Here is a 17,423-nt window from a genome sequence, read left to right as displayed (position 1 = left end):
ACTTCATCTGGCGAGTGCCCCACAGCTTCTATCTCGACAATCGAGCGCGCCCGCTTTGGGCTAACGGAGCTGACGTCAACTCAAACTTCATCAACCAAGCCTGGCTGAGTCCCTGATGACGCGCCACGGCTTGTCTGGCGGACGGACCGCATGCCCGGTTTTGGACGATTGTTCGATGGTTGCGCAACTAAACTTCTACTAATGCCGAACCAACATACCGTCCATCCTAGAAGAAAGAAAATCAGAACCGGGCTGTTACCAAGAAATGGGCCTCGATTGAGCGCGAACCAGTTCCCTGACAACAGAGCGTAAACACCTAAAAGCCAAGTCCCGGCTGAACCATGATAGACGCTCTGCTGAATTCTCCGCACCCCCCAGAACATGGCAAAGGTCATGCCAACTACCCCTAACCAGCTAAAATCCACAAAAAACTCGACGAAGATAGGCATCGAAATATTTGTCTGACTGTAGAGAGCCTTCAGCCTTTCGGATGCTAGAAGATGCTCAGTTTTGAACAGCTTTAGCTCTGACGGGAGGACGGATGAAATCGAGGCTAATAGGTGTTGTCCGAATCGAAATCCTTCCAAATCGACCAGTTCCATCGCTAGGGCGATATTTTGATGAACGTCAAAATCGGGGGCGAAAGGAAAACTATCGTTCCGCGCTTCATATCTAGTGATATTCGAGATAGCCGGGGCGACAACCAAGGAAGCCAAAGGTAAGCAGACTAAAATCCATTTCCGGTTCAACATCCTGAAACGCGACAGGACGAATGCAACGGAAAGGCCAGCCGTCAGAAGCATTTGTCGAGAAATCGCGAGAGGGTTGAAGAAGATCAGCGCCGGAAGCGCCAGCAATGCTTCTGCCAGCGGCAATGTCCGCCGATACTTCAATGCACCACCCGCGGATATCGCGAGAGCCAACAGATATCCTGCTGCCAAGCCGCGCGGCGCAGTGACGAGCAGCAACTGCCTCAGTGCCGAACGGTCCTCTTGTCCTACGGCGACGCTTATTTCCGATCTCGTTTGTAGCAACAACGCTGGAAATGCTGCTGCGAAAAGCAGCAGGCTGCCAGCTATAAGCAGGGCAAAAGGCAAATGAATTGTCGCCATGGGCGGAGGCACATATCGCTGATGCTCTTGCTGCCTCCAGAGCGTTGCCGCGCTTGCACTTCCTAAAAAAGCGGCGCAGATCCACACTACCCTTGTGTTTGGATTGTTGAAATCAGATGGGGCATTCCAAAAATAGTAGTGTGCATCAGACAACATAGGTTCAGGCAAGAGCACGTAAAACGTTACGAACATTGTTGAGAGAGCTAGCGCGTCCTCAAGCACATCGCCTCGGAAGAGCCAAACAGCAAGAGAGAGCAGATAGAGCGCGAATAGGCCATAGTAGGTGAACGGGCCTACCCCAAAGATCAAAACCAATGGCACGCTCGACAAGCTAACCGTCAGCACTGAGGCCGAGAACGGTGAGGCGCGTCTGTGCTCCAATGTATGATTATGTGTCATTATTCGGGCTACTGTAATTATCCGAAGAGCCAAAGAGCGTAAGATCTCTTGATCGACAGCCGCACAAACCCTTCGACAATGATCATTTCGAGAAGCCCGAAGATCGGATATAAGTAGATTGCACTTTCTCCGACAAGGTTCACCGCGGCAGAAAGCGAGCCAACCTTGACCAAGGCTGAAACAAAGTAGATCCTCGTTAATAGAGTTCCTTTGCCACTCATGACTAATGCTTGGTCAAGTGGCAAGCTTCCGATCCTCAGAACGTAATAGGCGAGTAGAGGGAGCATCGCGTACAAAAAAGTATACTTTCCCGAGAAAAAGACCTGCAGCACAGCAGCCGCTCCGAGCGCCGCAACGCTGAGCCCGCACGCCAGCGCCACGAACCCTTTTGCAAGCTTCCGTCTACTCCCAGATGATGTGCCTTCAGTCTCGTTGAATTCAAATAGATGCGAATACTTGAAGAATACAGCTTGAACAAACTGCAACGGCGCCTCTGATAGCAGAAGCGCAATCTTCATGCTGCCGAGAGCTGCGGGAGCGAAGCCGGATGAGAGAATGAGAATGTCACTCTTGCGCACGGCGAAGCTCAGCAAGGTCGAGGCTAAAAGGCTAGCCTGTTCACGAATATTCCAATTCAAGATGGTCGAACATCTTTCGCGTACTAGACCGAGACAAACGTAGCCAAAAAAAATTGCGACGTTCGATAACGACACTGCCCCCACAAGGGTGGCAAGGCCCGGAGAAATGAGTCTCGCAGCAATGACGGCAGACGCTACATAAGTTGCGTATCGTATCGCTGGATCTACTGTGAAGAGAGAAACGTAGCCCAGACCACGAAAACTGCTGATTATCAACTGCGTCGCAGCTAAGGGAAGTGCGATAAAGAACGGAAAAAGTAGGTGCTCTTCGTTCATCCAGGGGAACGAAAGCTTTGCCAAGACCAATGCGGCGCCGGCGAGCGTCGATCCGATGAAAAGCGTCGACAGAATTTCAACGAGCGGTAATTTTGCCGTGGTGCGAGCGTTGCGGTATATCAATAGTCCACAACCCAACGTTATCGGAGCTAGTAGCAACTCGCCAGTTGCCATTAACGCAGAGAAACTGCCGAAGTCGGCTGGTGTGAGGAGGTATGAAAAGACAAGGTTGTACAGAAATCCTGAGAGATAGACTGACGCTCGCCCCCCCAGTAGGAGAACGCTCCCCAATAGTCGAGTCGAACCAAGCAACGGCTTGCCCTGAACGGTCGCGAGCGACAACTCCACACCCCTAGAAAGTACCGAAAAGCACGCGTCTCAACACAATCGGCCAAAGTTCCACACGCTGGAGCAGATACTTCAAGGCTCTGAATTTCCCGCGTTCCACTAGTGCCGTCTTGAATCCCGCCCACTTTAGATTATTTGCAAGCACCCTGCTCTTACGAAGCAACATTTCGCGCACATAAGGGTCAGCCTGGACACGCTCTTGTTCGAGGTAAGTCTCATTCACCTGCAGCGCGATTGAAAAATTGTGACGCCAGCGCCCTGCGCCGGTATTCGTCCACTTCATGTTAGAGGCGCTGAACGGGGCAGTGTAACGATACAGCGGCTTGTCAGAAACGAAAGCTCTCCCTCCACAGAGGAAGAATTCAAGAAGAAAGTAGAAGTCTTGAGAAAACCGCGACGCGGTGTTGTACTTCAAATTGTTCGAGCGGACGAAGTCCGACCTGATCACCGGCTTTAACGTCCCAAAATCGTGCTTCCAACCGATACTCCCAACGTATTCGTGCAGTCCAATCAACCTGTTCATTCGGCCGTCCTTATAGACGAGGCCTAGCCCTTCACCCGTAAAGGGATCAATCTTAGTCTGATTGTCCGCAACCATTTGCACGCCGTTATGCTCTCCCAACGCGATCAGCGTTTCGAGGCGAGACGGTTCGTAGGTATCATCGGCGTCAAGAATGGCTATCCACGCGCCAGTAACTCGCTCCTGAGCAAAGTTCATCACCACGGATTTTCCGCTGTTTTTCTCCATCCTGAAGATCTTTATCCTCGGATCGACCTGGGCACACTGACTTGCTACCTCGAGGGAATTATCACTGGAGCCGTCGTCGACAACCAAAATCTCCATCTCCTCGAGCGATTGGGCCCTTAGTGACGCTAGGCAGGCCGCGAGCGTAGTGGCGCTGTTGAAAACGGGAACAATAACTGAGCAGTGAATCATCTCTCTCTCCTGTCGTCACTTCGGCTGCGTTGAAGGAGAGGCTACTTGCTTCGCTCTCGCCGACATCCTGGCTCTTGTATTCCGGAAAAGACTAATCGCCTGGGTCATAACAAACGGCAGAACAATCTTTTTCTTCAACGTGTCTGCCATGATCATCTTGTACTTGCCTTGGAAGTGGATCGCGTACGGATAGACTAACTGCCCGTCATGATCAGCGAAGCAAAAGCCATCATTGCAGGGTACCAAGCGTTTGGCTCCCCACCGCATCTGAAATTGATTGGACACCTGATGAGATGACATTGCGATATTATGATCGATGGTGGTTCTCTGTACGACGCTGGTACCATTGACAAGCTTTGGCTTTGTGTCGTTCGCCCACATCGCGAGAAGGGTCATGTCTGATACACTGGCGCGTGGCGAGATCAGAAGATTTGCCTCAGCCACCCTATTCAAGGAATTCCTACCTTCTGTCGAACTGTAGGTTTGAACAACATAGTCTAGGAAGGATGTAAGGGACGATTTTCGCCAAAACGAAAAGTGTGGAGACATTTCAAAGTACGTCCCCGGTCCTCGAAAAGCTGTCGTTGGAGCACTCAAGGCCACGTCCGCGTCTCCGACAAGCAATTCTATCTGAGGGTATCGCGGTTGTATTAGAATATCGGTGTCCGAGAGGAAGAACGACTCGACGGGCGATCGCTTCAAAAACTCGCCTATTGCGAAATAGCGAGCAAAGCAGGCAATTTCGAACGCGCGTGAATTTACGGATCGATGGAAGTAATTCCGCTCGAACTGCGCAAACCCGCTATTGTCCGGACCCGGGGGGGTTGAAAGAATTGTTAGCTCGGCACCAGCCAGCCTTGCGCTTTCCCGGAAGGCCTCGACGTGACGTGCAGTTCGCGTTTCATATGAAAAGATGGGAATCAAGTGTAGATCTCAATTCAAGCGCTACTTCTGGAAAATCGTGTATCTGAACGTCTTGATTCCCGTCATGGTCCCGAGAACAGTATCAACTCTCTTGTAACCGAGAACATCAAACGCATTACAGTTTTCCGACCCGAAGTAGCACACTTTGACGCTAATCTTGCGCGGACAGTTGTTCTTAATACTAACAACGTGATCTAGCAGGTTGGGATTCACCACGTGGCTCCGTGATGCAGCTTCAACATCCAGGCAGGGCCTCCCGAGTCCATCGCGGATAACTGGCTGCGCCGATTGTTCAGAGGGCCCTTGAAGCATCAAGGTCGATGTCGAACCGATTTGAGCTTCGGCTAACGGTGAACCAAGTTGTAGCGCCATCAGCACCCCAAAGAACCTGTACCAGTAATTGCAACCGATAGAGTTGGTCACTACCAAGGCCTTTCATCTGTTTGTACACCGGGGACACGCGCCTTAACGCCTTCGCGCGAAAGACGGCGCTGAAGCATTTCCCGCGAAAGTAGATCCACTCCCCGGAGACCATTTAGCAATCGTTCGCGTTGCGTCCACCCGACAGTTATTAGGTTGAGCGCAGCGTCGTCGATCAGGTCTGCATCCACCATTTCCGTAAACTCAGAGACAACGCGCTCTTGGATGGCAGCACTCAACACGCCGAAAGTTGCCAACGCAAGTTTGTTGCGCCGTAGGGCGATCCAGCCTTCGTAAGGTCCTAGCAGATAGCACTGATCTAGATAGCTTAGCGTATCAAGTCCAAACCCGTTGCGCGTCATTTCTATCGAATAGAGCATTAGCCATAAGAAGGCGTCGCTGGGCCGCATCAAAAGCGCGGCTCGCAAGTACGTCCCTGCCTTTTCTACCTCGCGGTCGGCTTGGTCAGAGCCATTCCGCTGTTGCGCTTCTTCGGCGATCCGCAGTTGCAAAAGAGCTTGGGCATAAATGACAGCCGCTTGTCGCGTGATCGCAGGAGTAGACGACTCAATCGCCGTGAGCGCGTTCACGAGAATGCCTGGTTTGAACCGATCATCTGCAATGATACGGGCAGTCAAGTCTCGGGCCGGAGCAGCTCTTAAGAAATACGGAAACGCCAGCAAGGGCCACAGCACGGCGACGAGGCCGAACGGCAGCACAAATGCGCGCAAACTCCAGTTGGCGAAGCAACGTTTATTCGACATACCCATAACGGGCGTAATACTTCTGATAGTAGTAGCGGCCGTGATAGGACTCGTAGCGCGCGAGCGCTTTAGTGTCGGCCTTGTTCAGAACCACGCCAAGCAGCTTGTGCTGGATTTCCGGCGAGCCCCGCAGATTGTGCTTGACCACGTCGATATTGGTCCTGCCCCATTCCACCACAAACACGTAGGAATCGACGAAGGAAGAGGTGACGCGCACGTCGACCACCGGGGCCATTGGAGGCATGTCCAAAACCACGTAATCGTATTTCGACCGGAGCTGGGTGATCAGCGCATGCATCGCCTTGGAGGCAAGAATTTCGTTGGTGTGCAGCAGCTTCGAGGTGGTACCCGCTGGTAGGATCGCGAGCTTGGTCACGGAATCGACAACCAGCGCATCCTCAAGCTGCACCCTCTGCGCGATGACGTCGACCAAGCCGATCTTAGCGTCCGGCACCAGCGCGCGTGACAGCGAGGGGTTGCGCAGGTCGGCATCGAGCAGGATGACGCGCGCCCCGCCATGCGCCATGAGCTGGGCGAGATTGGTCGAGAGTGTGCTCTTGCCCTCGTTCGGAAGCGTTGAGATCGCCGCGAGCACGCGGTTTTCGCGCACGATCGAATTCAGATCCACCGCCACCTTCAGCGAACGGATCGCTTCCGAGAAGCGGGACAGCGGATTGTCGACGACATAGCGCAAGAGATCGGGCTCTGGGTTGTTCTTCCTGACAAGCTTACTACCCAGCAGTTTTTCTCCCAGCCCCTGCGCGGAGGCTGTGTTGCCGAGCGCCGGCAGGATGGAGATGCAGTTCGCACCCAGGACTTCCTCCACCTGCCCGGTGGTCCTGAACACCTTGTCGCTGTACTCGCGGGCCATCGCTGAACCGAAGGCGAGCATCAGACCACCCAGCAGGCCGCCCGCAAGGATAATCAGCGATTTCGGGGAGCTCTTCTTCAGCGGCGTTGTCGCCGCGCTGATCACGCGCGCCTCGGTGATCGGGAAGGACTGCTGCTGCACGCTTTCCATGTAGCGCTGCAGGAAATTGTCATACATCGCCTGATAGGACTGCGCGTTGCTCTCGAGCTCGCGCAGCTGCACCTGCGCCTGGTTGGTGAGCTGCGATTCTGAGACGACGTTGTTGAGGCTGGACTTGATGCTCTCCTCGCGAGTCACCGCGATGTCGTATTCACTCTTGTAGGATTCCTGGATGCGCTTCAGCTCGTCCGTGACGTTCTTCTTGATCTCCGCCATTTGTTTGCGCAAGTTGACGGCGGCGAGGTGATCGGAGCCATACTTGGTTGACCAGATCGATTCCTTGGAGGCCATGTCGACATATTGCGCGCGCAGCTTGACAATGGTGTCGTTCTTCAGCGCGTCGGTCACGTTGGCGTCCGGGATATCCTGCTTGAGGATGTCGTTCATGCGGTCGAGCCGCGCCTTGGCCTCGGCGGTGGCCGCATGTGCCAGCACCAACTGGCTGTTCACTTCCGCAAGCTGCTGCTCGTTCATCAGCCGCCCGCCGGTATCGACGATGTTATTGGCGGTCTTGAAATCGACGACCGCCTTCTGCGCGGCGGACGCCTGCGTGCGCAACTCCTTGATGCGGTCCTGCAGCCAGACGCTGGCGCGACGGGTCGCTTGGTACTTCGCCTCGAGCTGGTCGACGATGTAGGCATCTGCGATCGCGTTGGCGATCTTTGCCGCCTTCTGCGGATCGAGTGAGGTGAAGCCGATTTCCATGACGTAGGTGAGGCCGACGCGCTTGATGGTGCGGTTTTTCTCGAAACGCTCCAGCGCCTTGCGGGTTAGCTCGAATTCGGACGAAGCCTGCCCGTCGGAAAAGAGACCGCCAATGAAATCCATAACAGCGCCAAACAGCCCACCGCCGCTCCCGGTGAATTCGGGATCCTCGATCAGGTGCAGGTCGCGGATAACCGCGAGGCTTATGTTCTCGGATTTTAGAATCTCGACCTGGGTCTCTACCGTGGCAGAGTCGACTGCGATGTCGCCGAGCACCGACTGTTGCTGAAACAACTGCACCTTGCGGGTGTCGATCACCATCGAGGCACTCGAGGTAAATTGCGGTGCGGCAGTAAAGAGATAGATGAGCGCCAGGATCACGCAGGCCGAGACGATTGCTACAATGGTCGGGAATTGCCGGCGGATAATTTCGAGATAAGGGGTGAGGATCGGGGACGGGGAGCCGCCGTCCTCGGCGAGATCCCGGTTGATCTCCGACGTCGGCTTATTCACCTGCAGCATTGCGCAATTCCTGAAAGCATCCTCCCATCAATTCTGGAGAACGCATCGACCAAAGACGGTTACGTGAGCGAAGGTACTCAAAGGGCAAAGAACCGACATGCACATAGCATGCTAGCGGCCGCGGCTGAACTCAATTGATGCAGTGCAACGAGATCTGCACATTACATCTTGCACGAAGCTTAACGGGAAATGCGAAACGGCGCCTCGGAAAGCGCCGCTTCATGATCAGATGATGATGCGCGATCGGCTGGACCGCGTCAGACTTGGCTGCAGCTCAGCGACGTGGGCTGGTGCTGCTCGTCGTGCCGCCCACCGAGCCGCTGCCCATGCTCGAGCCTGAGGTCGCGTAGTGCAGGCCGCCGAACGAGGAGGCGCCGCCGTTCGATCCGCCGAACGCAAAGCCGCTCGATCCAGTCGAACCGCCTGCACCGGAGCCACCACCGCCGGCGCCACCGCCGGTTGCCGCGATCGCGACATCGCCGGTTGCGGCCTGGTAGGCGGCGATCACGTCGGCGCTGTTGGTGCCGGCGATTGCGTTCTGGATTTCGGTTGCAAAGGCCTGGTCGCTCTGCGCGGCCATGCGGGCGACCTGGGCGAGACCGGCGACGATCGCGCGCATCTGGTCCTTCGTCGTCGCGGAATCCTTAAGCAGCCCGATCAGGGCGTTGAGCGTCGAGGGATCCGAGGCGCCGAGATCGCGCACACGCGAGATCATCTGCGCACCGCCGGTCGGGAATTGCTGCAACAGGCTGCTCGGCGCGCTCTTGAAATCCGAGATGACCTGGGCCGGCAGCTGACGCTGCGGCGGATAGACGGCAGCGCTCGCGGCCGTTGAAATCGTTGCGGCCAGAGCCGCGGCCGCAGCCAAGCGAAGCGCAAAACGAATCGCGCGCATAATTAGACCCTCCAAAAATATCAGCTTGCCCCCTGCCGCGGGCAAATGACGCGTGCAGCGCGGAACCTAGCCGAACAACCCTCGGCTGTCTACTCATACTGAAAACTTCGTTAAGGCGGCAACTGCTTCAAAAATAGACAGTTTTGTGAACATCAGGCACGCGCCGGGACACCCCTTTTCGTCTTCTCATCCCGCGCACGCTGGGAGCCTCCTGCAACCTGCGCCTCAACCTCCGGCCGAGCCTCGCCCGAGCGCAAGGATTGCGCCAGCCCCGCGCCAAAAAGCGCAAAAAACGGAATGCTGTAGCCGGGGACCTGGAGCGTGAAGTCGAGGCACGAATGCAGCAGCGACAGCGTCGCGGTCGCCGCGGCCGCAAGCGGGATGATGACATCGCGCCGTCGTCCGAACACGCCCTTTGCCAGAATCACAGACATGATGATCCAGGCCGTCGCCACCAAAAGTGCCATGGGGATGCCGACTTCGGAGGCGAGCTCAAGCGGAGTCGAATGCGCCGCATCCCAGATGCCGCGTATCGAAATGTTCGGGCTGCGATAGGGCGGGAAGGCCCACTGGAAGGTGCCCATGCCGGTGCCGAACCACGGGTTGTCGGCGATGATTCGCAAGGTCGACTTCCAAGCCTCCACGCGACCTTCATCGACCAGGCCCTGGCTATCAAAGCGGCTCGAGACCCGCCCGCCAAGCAGTTGCATCAGGCCGAGCGCGACCACCACGCCGGAGCCGAGCGAGATCCAGATCCCCGTCCGCGGCGGCAAGTCTCTTCTCAAGAAGATCGTGAACGACACGATCATGGCGAGCAGCGACAGGCCGACGCCGGCGCGCGAGCCGGTCATGAACATCGCCATCAAACAGACCAGCAAAGCGAGAAGCTGCGGCAGGATTTCCCGTGGCGGAATCTCGGCGAGATCGCGCGAGAGACGTTTCCAGTCGAGGCGTCGCTCAGGAACGCGGCGGCGGACATCCTCCAGAATCAGCAGCATCCAGACCACAGCGGCCGAGCCGAAATAGGCCGCCGCGGTGTTGCGGTTGATGAAGGTGCCGGTAACGCTGCCGAGATAGGCGGTCTTGTCCCGCCACAGGATCATGGTGGGCTCGATCAGGAACGAGGCCACACCATAGAGCGCGTAGACGGCGCCTGAGATGGCGATCACCCAGAGCATGCGGCGCGCCCGCTCGCGGTCTGCCCCGACGGTGATCCCAAGCAGGATCGCCAGGATGTTGGCAAGCGGCGCGCCGAGCGCGAAGAAGGCCTCGTTCTTCACGATGGACACTGACGGGGCGATCTCCTGGCCCAGGAGGTCGGACGCCTGCTTCCAGATGGGATGAAACGGCGCGATCCAGGGGTGATCCGAGAGCTGCTCGTGCAACACGAATGCGTAGGCAGCGATCACGACGGCGATGCCGGCGATCATCCACAGGTGCGGCCTTCGCAAATCGCGCGTCGGCGCCACACTAAGAGCAACGCCAAGACAGAGGCACCAGAACGCGATCGAGAGATCGTTGGTCGAGCCGAATGGGAACGGCGCGCCGGCCACGACGAAGAACAGGATAAAGGTGGCCGGAAGACTCCAAGACCAGCGGATGTTCAGCGAGCCAAGACGCATCCTCGTTACGGCAAGGCCTCTCCTTTAGAGGACGCAATCAATCGGATAGATCTTCAGATCAACGTTCAAACGGCTGTTTCTGGTTTGCGCCCGAAAGGCAAAGAACGAGCCGCCATCATCGCTTGACGGCTCGAGCTTGATTCCGGGGGTGAGCTCGTCCGGCGGCACCAGAAGCCCGATGTGGCGGTTGATCGCGGAAATCTCTATTCTTTTGTGCCCCTCGCCAAAGTCTCCCGCAAGCTGGGTGACCGTGACCTTTGGCAAGCCCCGACGCTGATGGCACGCGTCCTCCTCCCAGATCTTCGTCTGCTTGACCAGCGGTTGGCCGGCGGTGTCAGGGAGCACGATATCGGAAAAGGATGGCCGCAGCATACCGAAAAACCGGCTCTCTTTCGAATTGGCGGACAGGCGCACCGTAAACGACAGCGATCCCTTCGCACCAGGTAGGTCTCTAAGAATCGACGCGTTCGGCTCAGCTGAAACGATCACATCGATCCGATGGCGCACGCCAAAGCTCGTACCAAGGCTCGTTTGAGCCCACGCCGATCCGCCGCCGAGCCAAAGCGCAGCGGCAATCACGACAAGCGCGCGGCCCGGCAACCAGCCTTGCATGTGTTTTCCCTTAAGTTCAGCGAACCGCCTCCTCAACAAAAATGGCACCGGGAAAGCCCGGTGCCATTTCTTCTCGTTCGTATCGGGCCGATCTTACGGCGCCAACTTGATGTTGTTGCGGAAGATCAGCGTGTCGTTGGCGAGGTTCACCGCATCAGAGCCAGTCGCCATGATCACCCGCAGATAGGTCAGGAACTTAGCAACTTCGACGTTGCGCGAGTTCGAGACGTAGATGATGTCGCCGTTCTTCATCATGACCTTGGTGGCGAGGAAGAAGCCGCCCGGATCACGGAAGTTCACGTTGAAGATGACCGGGATCGTATCAGAGGTGTATTTGTTGACGTCGACGCCGAGCTGGGCAGCAACCTCACGCGGCTCGCGACGATAGAGGAACACGGCAGCCGGATCGGCCTGAGCGTCGAGGAGACCACCGGCCTTACCGACCGCTTCGCCGAGATTGATGCGCCAGGCGTCGAAGTTGAACTCGCCGCTCTGCCCGCTAGCACCGAACGCCAGGAACTTCTGCTGCTCGCGATAGACGTAGATGCTGTCGTCAGGACGCACGTAGATATTGTTCTCAGGCGCCATGACCAGGTTCTCGAACGGCACAGTGGCGCGCTTGCCCTGGCGCTCCAGCATGACCCAGGTCTCGAAGCCCTGACCCTTGATGCCGCCGGAACGAGTGATGGCGTCAAGCACCCTGTCCTTCGCGCCCGCCGCGCTCGCCGGGAAACGGGTCGGCGTATTGACTTCACCGAGCACGCTGATGAGCTGCGTCCGCTGCGAGGACATCGCCACGACAACCTGCGGCTCGATGGCGCGGTTGGCGATCTTCTCAACGATCGAACGCTGGATTTGGACTGCGGTGAGGCCCGCCGCCTTCACCTGACCGGCATAGGGCACTGTGATGAAGCCGTCATTGTCGACGGTCTGATCTGGGATCGTCACGAAGTTGCCGGGACGAACGCCGGCTTCCGCCGGGATGAACAGACCGCCTGCAGCGGCTTCGAAGATGGTGACGCTGACGACGTCGCCGATGCCGAACACGATGCTGGCCGGCGGCCGCTTGTCTGTGAACGCACCTGCAAGCCCCTTGGGCTCGTGAGTGTGCAGGATCTTGACCGTGGCCGGATTCAGCGGGACGAGTTCATACTCCGGCGCGCTGGCCGTCTGAATGTGATTGTTAACGTCATCCGTGAGAGGTCCCGAACCGGGATTGGTCGAACAGGCGCCTAGCGCCAAAGCCACCGCCAAAAACGCCGGCTTGAATACAAAAGTCTTGGCAAAGGAATGCATGAATCGCGCCCACATAGTCCCCATTTACCCCTGAAGTGGTACGGCGGGTTGGGCGGTGCGACAAGAGTTCCACGCCGTTTCGCAAGCGTTATGGCGACGACTGTTGCTTGCAGGCAACTCTTAGGAACTCCAGCTAAGCCTTTGTGACCATTTGGTGTAACTTTCTTGCTCGATCGGTGGGCAGCGTGCCCGATGTGGGGCCGCTGCAAAATCCGTGGCCGTCCTGATAGAAGTCCGAACCGTTCAACTGATGGGAGTCCCCGTGCCCGTTTTTGCCATTGCCTTGCTCGGACCGCTGCTATCGATCCCGCAGGGGGCTCCCGTCGGGAACCGCTGCCAGAGCGGCCCTCCGGCCTTGGGTTCCGCCTGCGTCTTTTCAATTGCCGCGCCGGCCGCCCCCTCCTCCACCTGGAAATTCACCCGGACGCAGGGGGCTAAGGAGGGGGAAAGCTTCGCCGCCATCATGAAGACGGCCGACACGACTCAATCCGATCTCGACTTTGCCGGCCTGATCGTCCGCTGTGCGCCGAAGGGCAAGATCGACGTGCTGGTCGCGTTGATCCGCCCCCTCCCACCCCGAAGCCGCCCCCAAGTGACAATCACCTCGGCCTCAGGCGGCTCCCAGACTTTTGAGGCCAGCATGGCCGGCGCCGGCGTTGCCGTGCTGCTGCCCGACGAAGTCGCCGCCTTCGCCGGGGGCAAGTGGCAGGTGACGGCCTCGCTGACCGTCACGGTCAAAGAAAAAGAAAGCGGCAGCGAAATCAAAGGTCTGGTTGCCCTGAATGGGTTGCGGGAGGCCTTTAATTCGCTGCTCACGAATTGCGGCCAATAGGCCAAGTTTAGCCATACGACTTAAGGGTGTCTTAGGGTCTGGAACCTTAGGGTCCGGAGCACGGGGAGTGTTTCGGATGGCTGAGTTCTTGATCTTTAGTTTTCTCGTGGGAGCGGTGTTGGGCCAGCGTTTCCGCGTATTGGTACTCCTGCCGTTGACGCTCGCGATCGGGCTGATCGCCATCCCGATCGGTATGATCGCTCAAATCGCATTTCTTGAGGGGTTGAAGGATTTCGCACTGTGCGCAACCGCGCTTCAGGGCGGGTATCTGTTTGGATCGCTGGCGCGTTTCTGGCTGGCCGCGGCGCGTGCCTCCCGCGTCTTCGTGCGGCCGCTGAAAACCGCGCGCTGAAGTCTTCCCCTCCGCACGATCTGAAGGTCTTCCCACGCGATTTGCAAATTCCATCCACACCATCCGCGCCTGATGGCGCATTGTGATGGGGCCGCCCGCTTGAAATGGGGCTGACGGCTTGTATGGTGGCCTCACTGTTTCAGGCCTTTGTTCGAGCGCGCCGGTTGTCCCTCGCTTATTTTGCCCTCATCTTATCCATTGCTTCGGCAACCATCCTCGAAATCGGCGGCGCCAGGTTCGGTGCACAGCTCGGGATCGCGGCAGCCAGCGTCAGCCTGCTTGCTGCCTCGCTCAATGCAGGAAAGGCCGACTACGAACACTACCTGCGGGCGAGCTCGTGGGTCGGTTGGGTTTTGGTCGCAATACCCGCCGCTATCGCGCTGCAGATGATCCCAGTGCCGCTTGGCGTAGCGCACCCGATCTGGGCCGGCGTCCATGACGCGGTGGGCGGCCTTGCTCTCGGACCTATCACCGCCGACTTCGGCCTGACGTTGAATGCCCTGCTCGTTTCGCTTGCGGCTGTTTCGCTGCTCGGCGTGACCATCGTAGTAGCGCGCGATCGCGGCCGCGCCGAATTGATCCTGTTCGTCTTGAGCGGGATCACCACGCTATCCGCGCTGACGCTGGATCTGCACCGCATATCGCCAGCCTTGGGCGACGCATCGCCCGCGGGACTCGCAACCAGTCTTGCCGGCTTTGGCTTGCTGCTCAACCTTGCCGTCATGCAATTGGCGGCAGAGCGCGCCGAGACGCGTCACCCCCTCTCACGCTCCCTCGCTGTGGGAGCTTGCGGCCTGATCGCCGCGCTGATCAACGCGCTCGCCATCTTTGGATTTTCGAACACGAACAGCGCCGTTGCGGCCAGCCTCGGCTTTGTGCTGTTCGTGCTCATCCTGATCATTCGACGCCTGGACCTGTCGACCATCGCGGCCACAGCGCTGTCAATTGCGGCTCTCATCGGCACAGGCATCGTGCTGGGCTTCGTGTTCGAGAAGAGCTCGGGATCCGCCTTGCTGCGGTTGGTCTCCGAGCTCCCGGGCGAAACCAGAGCCACACTCGAGCGGATGCTGGCGGATACTCGCTGGTTCGGCGCAGGTGCAGGCAGCTTTGCGGCCGTAGCGAGGATCTATCAGAGCGACCCCGGTGAGGCATTGCGGCCGCCCTCGGTAGCGGCCGCCATTTTCATCGACATGGGGTGGATTGGCCTTGCTGCCGCTATTGTCGTAGCGAGCGTGCTGTTGGCGCGGCTTTTCTTAGGTGCCTTGGAGCGAGGTCGCGACTCGTTCTTCCCCGCGGCTTCCGCGGCCTGCCTCTGCTTCGCGCTTGTCGAGAGCTTCGCAAGTCCCGGCCTGCTGCACCCCGCAGCAATCCTTTGCCTCTCGGTGATGGTAGGCCTTGGGCTGTCGCAAAGCATCAGCTCACGCTAGCAGCCAGAGCCTCAGACGTTGCGATCCCCCAAGGATGCCCAATAGTTCGGGTTCTTCGGCGATTGAATACGCACCCAACGATAGGGCTTCTTCGACCACGGCAGGATGTGCGAGGTGAGATTGTCCAGCACGAGGTCGCCAGAGAAGGTGCGCACCACGACGACAAGGTGATGCTCGCCCCAGGTGGTCACGACCTCGCTGAGCAAAACCGAGCGGGCCGGCCAGCCCTTTGCGATCAGATCGTGGCGTTTTGTCACAGCGTAGTCGTTGCAGTCGCCGCTGGTCGGGTGCAGCAGCCACTTCTCGCCGCGCAGACCCTCCAGATTGGGCTCGGGCCGGATCGCAGCGTTGACCTCTTGGTTCACGTCCTGAAGCTGTGCCACGCGCTGGGGCGTCAGTTTCAGCCGACCGCCCCTGAACACCATGCGAGGCGGCTTGCATTCGTTCCCGTACTTCAAGCAGAACATCGTGAATGCCATGGGCGCCAGCGTCGGCTGATCGAACTTGATGTATTGAATGGCCCCGCGCAGGTTGATCGGTGCGGAGACGAAGGCCGCCTTGGCACTCTGCTGAACCCCGATCGCAGCCCCGAACACGGCGGCTGCAACGGTTAGGAATTTTGCTACTTTGCGCACTGTGCGCCCCCCGTTTTTCTTCGGGAGACCCTACAAAAGGCGTCTTGAAATACGGCTCACCGGGGCAGTCGCCATTGAATCAAACTCAAGGCGACGCTTTCTGAAACAATTAACAATACCGAGTGGACACTTGCTCTGCTAAGAGCACGATGATTTGCGCAGCTCAAGAAACAGGCGATTCGACCGACCAAATGGGCCTTTCCCGACGCTTACGTAAGAAGACCAAGCCCCGGCTTCCCGATGGCGTCCGCGTCTATGCGATCGGCGACGTGCACGGTCGCTCCGATCTGCTTCAATCCCTGTTAACCGTGATTGATGCAGATCTTGCACGCTCCGCGCCCGGGCGCGCCATCCAGGTCTTCCTTGGCGACTATGTCGACCGCGGTCCTGACTCGCGCGGGGTGCTCGACCTTTTGATCGATCGCTCAAGGACCCATGAGACGGTGTGCTTGAAAGGTAACCACGAGATCTTCCTGCTCGAGGTGTTGAAGGACCCGGCCCGATTGCAGGAATGGCGCCACTATGGCGGCCTGCTCACGCTGGTTTCCTACGGCATCACGCCCACCATGAATCCCAGCGCAGAGGAGCAGGTCGAGCTGATCGAGCGGCTGAAGCGCGCTATTCCGCCCGAGCATCTGGCGTTTCTCCGGCAGCTCCCATCCTCCTTCACCTGTGGCGACTTCTTCTTCGTCCACGCCGGTGTGAAGCCGGGTGTCCCGCTCGAGCGACAACGCGACGAAGACATGCTCTGGATCCGAGAAGAATTCCTCGCCTCCGAGGAGCGCTTCGGAAAGTATGTCGTCCACGGCCACACGCCGGTCAGCGCGCCGGATATCCGAGCGAACCGCATCAACATCGATACCGGCGCCTACGCCACGGGCAACTTGACCTTGCTGACGATCCAAGGCGATAGTCTGCTTGCGCTCTAGCGGTTGGCTCTACACATTCGGGCTCGCCGCAAAAATTAGTTACTTAGAGTTCATCTCATGCACTCGACGAAATGGCTTCGCGGCCTTGGTATCTGCATTGCAACGGTGCTGATCCTTTACGCCGGGTTGAGTTTCTATGGTGATGTTGTGCCGCAGAGATTCCGCGCCAGCGACGTATTCGCGGGCCCCCTCGCGCCGACGAACGCCAACGAATCATCTGGCGGCAGCTTTGCGCGGCTGGTGTCGTTTGATGGCGACTTGCTGGCGAGTGAGGCCGCGCGGATGGCAGCTCAGGTCATCCACCATCCGGCCAGCGACGCTAACGCTCGGGCCACGGACAACAAGTCGGCGCAAGGCGCCTTAACCGCGGCGCTCAAGATCTCTCCGATCCGACCCGCACTTTGGCTGGCGCTAGGAACGCTGAAAGCCGAAATGCGCGAACCGGCGACAGCATCGCTGAAGATGTCCTATTTGACCGGCACGGTCCCGGTGGACGTAGCATTTTCCAGGCTTCAGACCGTGACATCGACCTCGGCAGCATCTGACGAGGAAGTTCGGCTCTTGGCCCAATCAGACATCCGCTCGGCGCTCGCGAGCCGCGCACGCTTCGATGCGCCCTTGATCGCCGTGTATGTGCAAGCATCCCCAGAAGGGAAATCGCTTCTGCTCAGAGCGACCCAAACCATCGATCCCAAGTTCAACGCATTGCTGAAAAAATACTAGAGCGCGATCCGGAAAAGTGTGAAGC

Annotated in this window: 16 protein-coding genes; 5 read left to right on the top strand and 11 right to left on the bottom strand. The window is 58.0% G+C overall.

All coding sequences use genetic code 11. The features are described from left to right. Positions 1-80: 80 nt before the first annotated feature. From SO140_RS14360 to SO140_RS14315, 10 genes are all read right to left on the bottom strand, one after another. Positions 81-1,427 carry a hypothetical protein gene (locus SO140_RS14360; RefSeq protein ID WP_498541531.1) on the bottom strand — a complete coding sequence of 449 codons (1,347 nt, stop codon included), beginning with the start codon at positions 1,425-1,427 and terminating at the stop codon, positions 81-83. Positions 1,428-1,528: 101 nt separating this feature from the next. Next, the gene (locus tag SO140_RS14355) at positions 1,529-2,767 is read right to left on the bottom strand and encodes a lipopolysaccharide biosynthesis protein (protein WP_498541530.1); all 1,239 of its coding nucleotides are present in this window, start codon (positions 2,765-2,767) and stop codon (positions 1,529-1,531) included. A gap of 10 nt (positions 2,768-2,777) precedes the next feature. Further along, positions 2,778-3,710, bottom strand: coding sequence for a glycosyltransferase family 2 protein (locus tag SO140_RS14350; RefSeq protein ID WP_498541529.1), 933 nt, complete (start codon positions 3,708-3,710; stop codon positions 2,778-2,780). A 15-nt stretch (positions 3,711-3,725) separates the two neighbouring features. Next, the gene (locus SO140_RS14345) at positions 3,726-4,154 is read right to left on the bottom strand and encodes a hypothetical protein (protein WP_498541528.1); all 429 of its coding nucleotides are present in this window, start codon (positions 4,152-4,154) and stop codon (positions 3,726-3,728) included. 902 nt (positions 4,155-5,056) lie between these two features. Next, positions 5,057-5,818 carry a hypothetical protein gene (locus tag SO140_RS14340; protein WP_498542731.1) on the bottom strand — a complete coding sequence of 254 codons (762 nt, stop codon included), beginning with the start codon at positions 5,816-5,818 and terminating at the stop codon, positions 5,057-5,059. Further along, the gene (locus tag SO140_RS14335; RefSeq protein ID WP_498541565.1) at positions 5,808-8,075 is read right to left on the bottom strand and encodes a polysaccharide biosynthesis tyrosine autokinase; all 2,268 of its coding nucleotides are present in this window, start codon (positions 8,073-8,075) and stop codon (positions 5,808-5,810) included. Before SO140_RS14335 ends, SO140_RS14340 begins: the two co-directional genes overlap by 11 nt. Positions 8,076-8,349: 274 nt before the next feature. Further along, the gene (locus tag SO140_RS14330) at positions 8,350-8,970 is read right to left on the bottom strand and encodes a hypothetical protein (protein WP_449382011.1); all 621 of its coding nucleotides are present in this window, start codon (positions 8,968-8,970) and stop codon (positions 8,350-8,352) included. Positions 8,971-9,122: 152 nt separating this feature from the next. After that, complete coding sequence (locus tag SO140_RS14325) at positions 9,123-10,592, bottom strand: O-antigen ligase family protein (RefSeq protein ID WP_474802438.1); 1,470 nt, start codon at positions 10,590-10,592, stop codon at positions 9,123-9,125. A 24-nt stretch (positions 10,593-10,616) separates the two neighbouring features. Continuing rightward, a complete protein-coding gene (locus SO140_RS14320; RefSeq protein WP_449382013.1) occupies positions 10,617-11,204 on the bottom strand; it encodes a hypothetical protein in 588 nt (195 codons plus the stop codon). 93 nt (positions 11,205-11,297) lie between these two features. Then, positions 11,298-12,500, bottom strand: a complete 1,203-nt coding sequence (locus tag SO140_RS14315) for a polysaccharide biosynthesis/export family protein (protein ID WP_449382014.1) — start codon at positions 12,498-12,500, stop codon at positions 11,298-11,300. A gap of 262 nt (positions 12,501-12,762) precedes the next feature. Here SO140_RS14315 and SO140_RS14310 point away from each other — a divergent pair, with 262 nt between their 5' ends. From SO140_RS14310 to SO140_RS14300, 3 genes are all read left to right on the top strand, one after another. Continuing rightward, positions 12,763-13,332 (top strand): hypothetical protein, encoded by a 570-nt coding sequence (locus SO140_RS14310; RefSeq protein ID WP_498541564.1) that lies wholly within the window; start codon positions 12,763-12,765, stop codon positions 13,330-13,332. 76 nt (positions 13,333-13,408) lie between these two features. After that, positions 13,409-13,684: a hypothetical protein gene (locus tag SO140_RS14305; RefSeq protein ID WP_449382016.1), complete on the top strand. Its 276-nt coding sequence runs from the start codon at positions 13,409-13,411 to the stop codon at positions 13,682-13,684. Between the two features lie 164 nt (positions 13,685-13,848). Continuing rightward, a complete protein-coding gene (locus SO140_RS14300; protein ID WP_449382017.1) occupies positions 13,849-15,111 on the top strand; it encodes a hypothetical protein in 1,263 nt (420 codons plus the stop codon). Positions 15,112-15,122: 11 nt separating this feature from the next. Here the strand turns inward: SO140_RS14300 and SO140_RS14295 are convergent, their stop codons facing one another. After that, the gene (locus SO140_RS14295; protein WP_449382018.1) at positions 15,123-15,746 is read right to left on the bottom strand and encodes a transglutaminase-like cysteine peptidase; all 624 of its coding nucleotides are present in this window, start codon (positions 15,744-15,746) and stop codon (positions 15,123-15,125) included. A 191-nt stretch (positions 15,747-15,937) separates the two neighbouring features. Here SO140_RS14295 and SO140_RS14290 point away from each other — a divergent pair, with 191 nt between their 5' ends. Together SO140_RS14290 and SO140_RS14285 are read left to right on the top strand one after the other, a co-directional pair. Beyond that, positions 15,938-16,675, top strand: coding sequence for a metallophosphoesterase family protein (locus SO140_RS14290; RefSeq protein ID WP_449382019.1), 738 nt, complete (start codon positions 15,938-15,940; stop codon positions 16,673-16,675). A 57-nt stretch (positions 16,676-16,732) separates the two neighbouring features. Then, positions 16,733-17,398 (top strand): hypothetical protein, encoded by a 666-nt coding sequence (locus SO140_RS14285; RefSeq protein WP_474803406.1) that lies wholly within the window; start codon positions 16,733-16,735, stop codon positions 17,396-17,398. Positions 17,399-17,423 lie beyond the last annotated feature (25 nt).

The sequence above is a fragment of the Bradyrhizobium sp. UFLA05-108 genome (assembly GCF_059803455.1).
The sequence above is the reverse complement of the archived record's forward strand: the minus strand, read 5'-3'. Positions and strand labels throughout refer to the sequence as shown.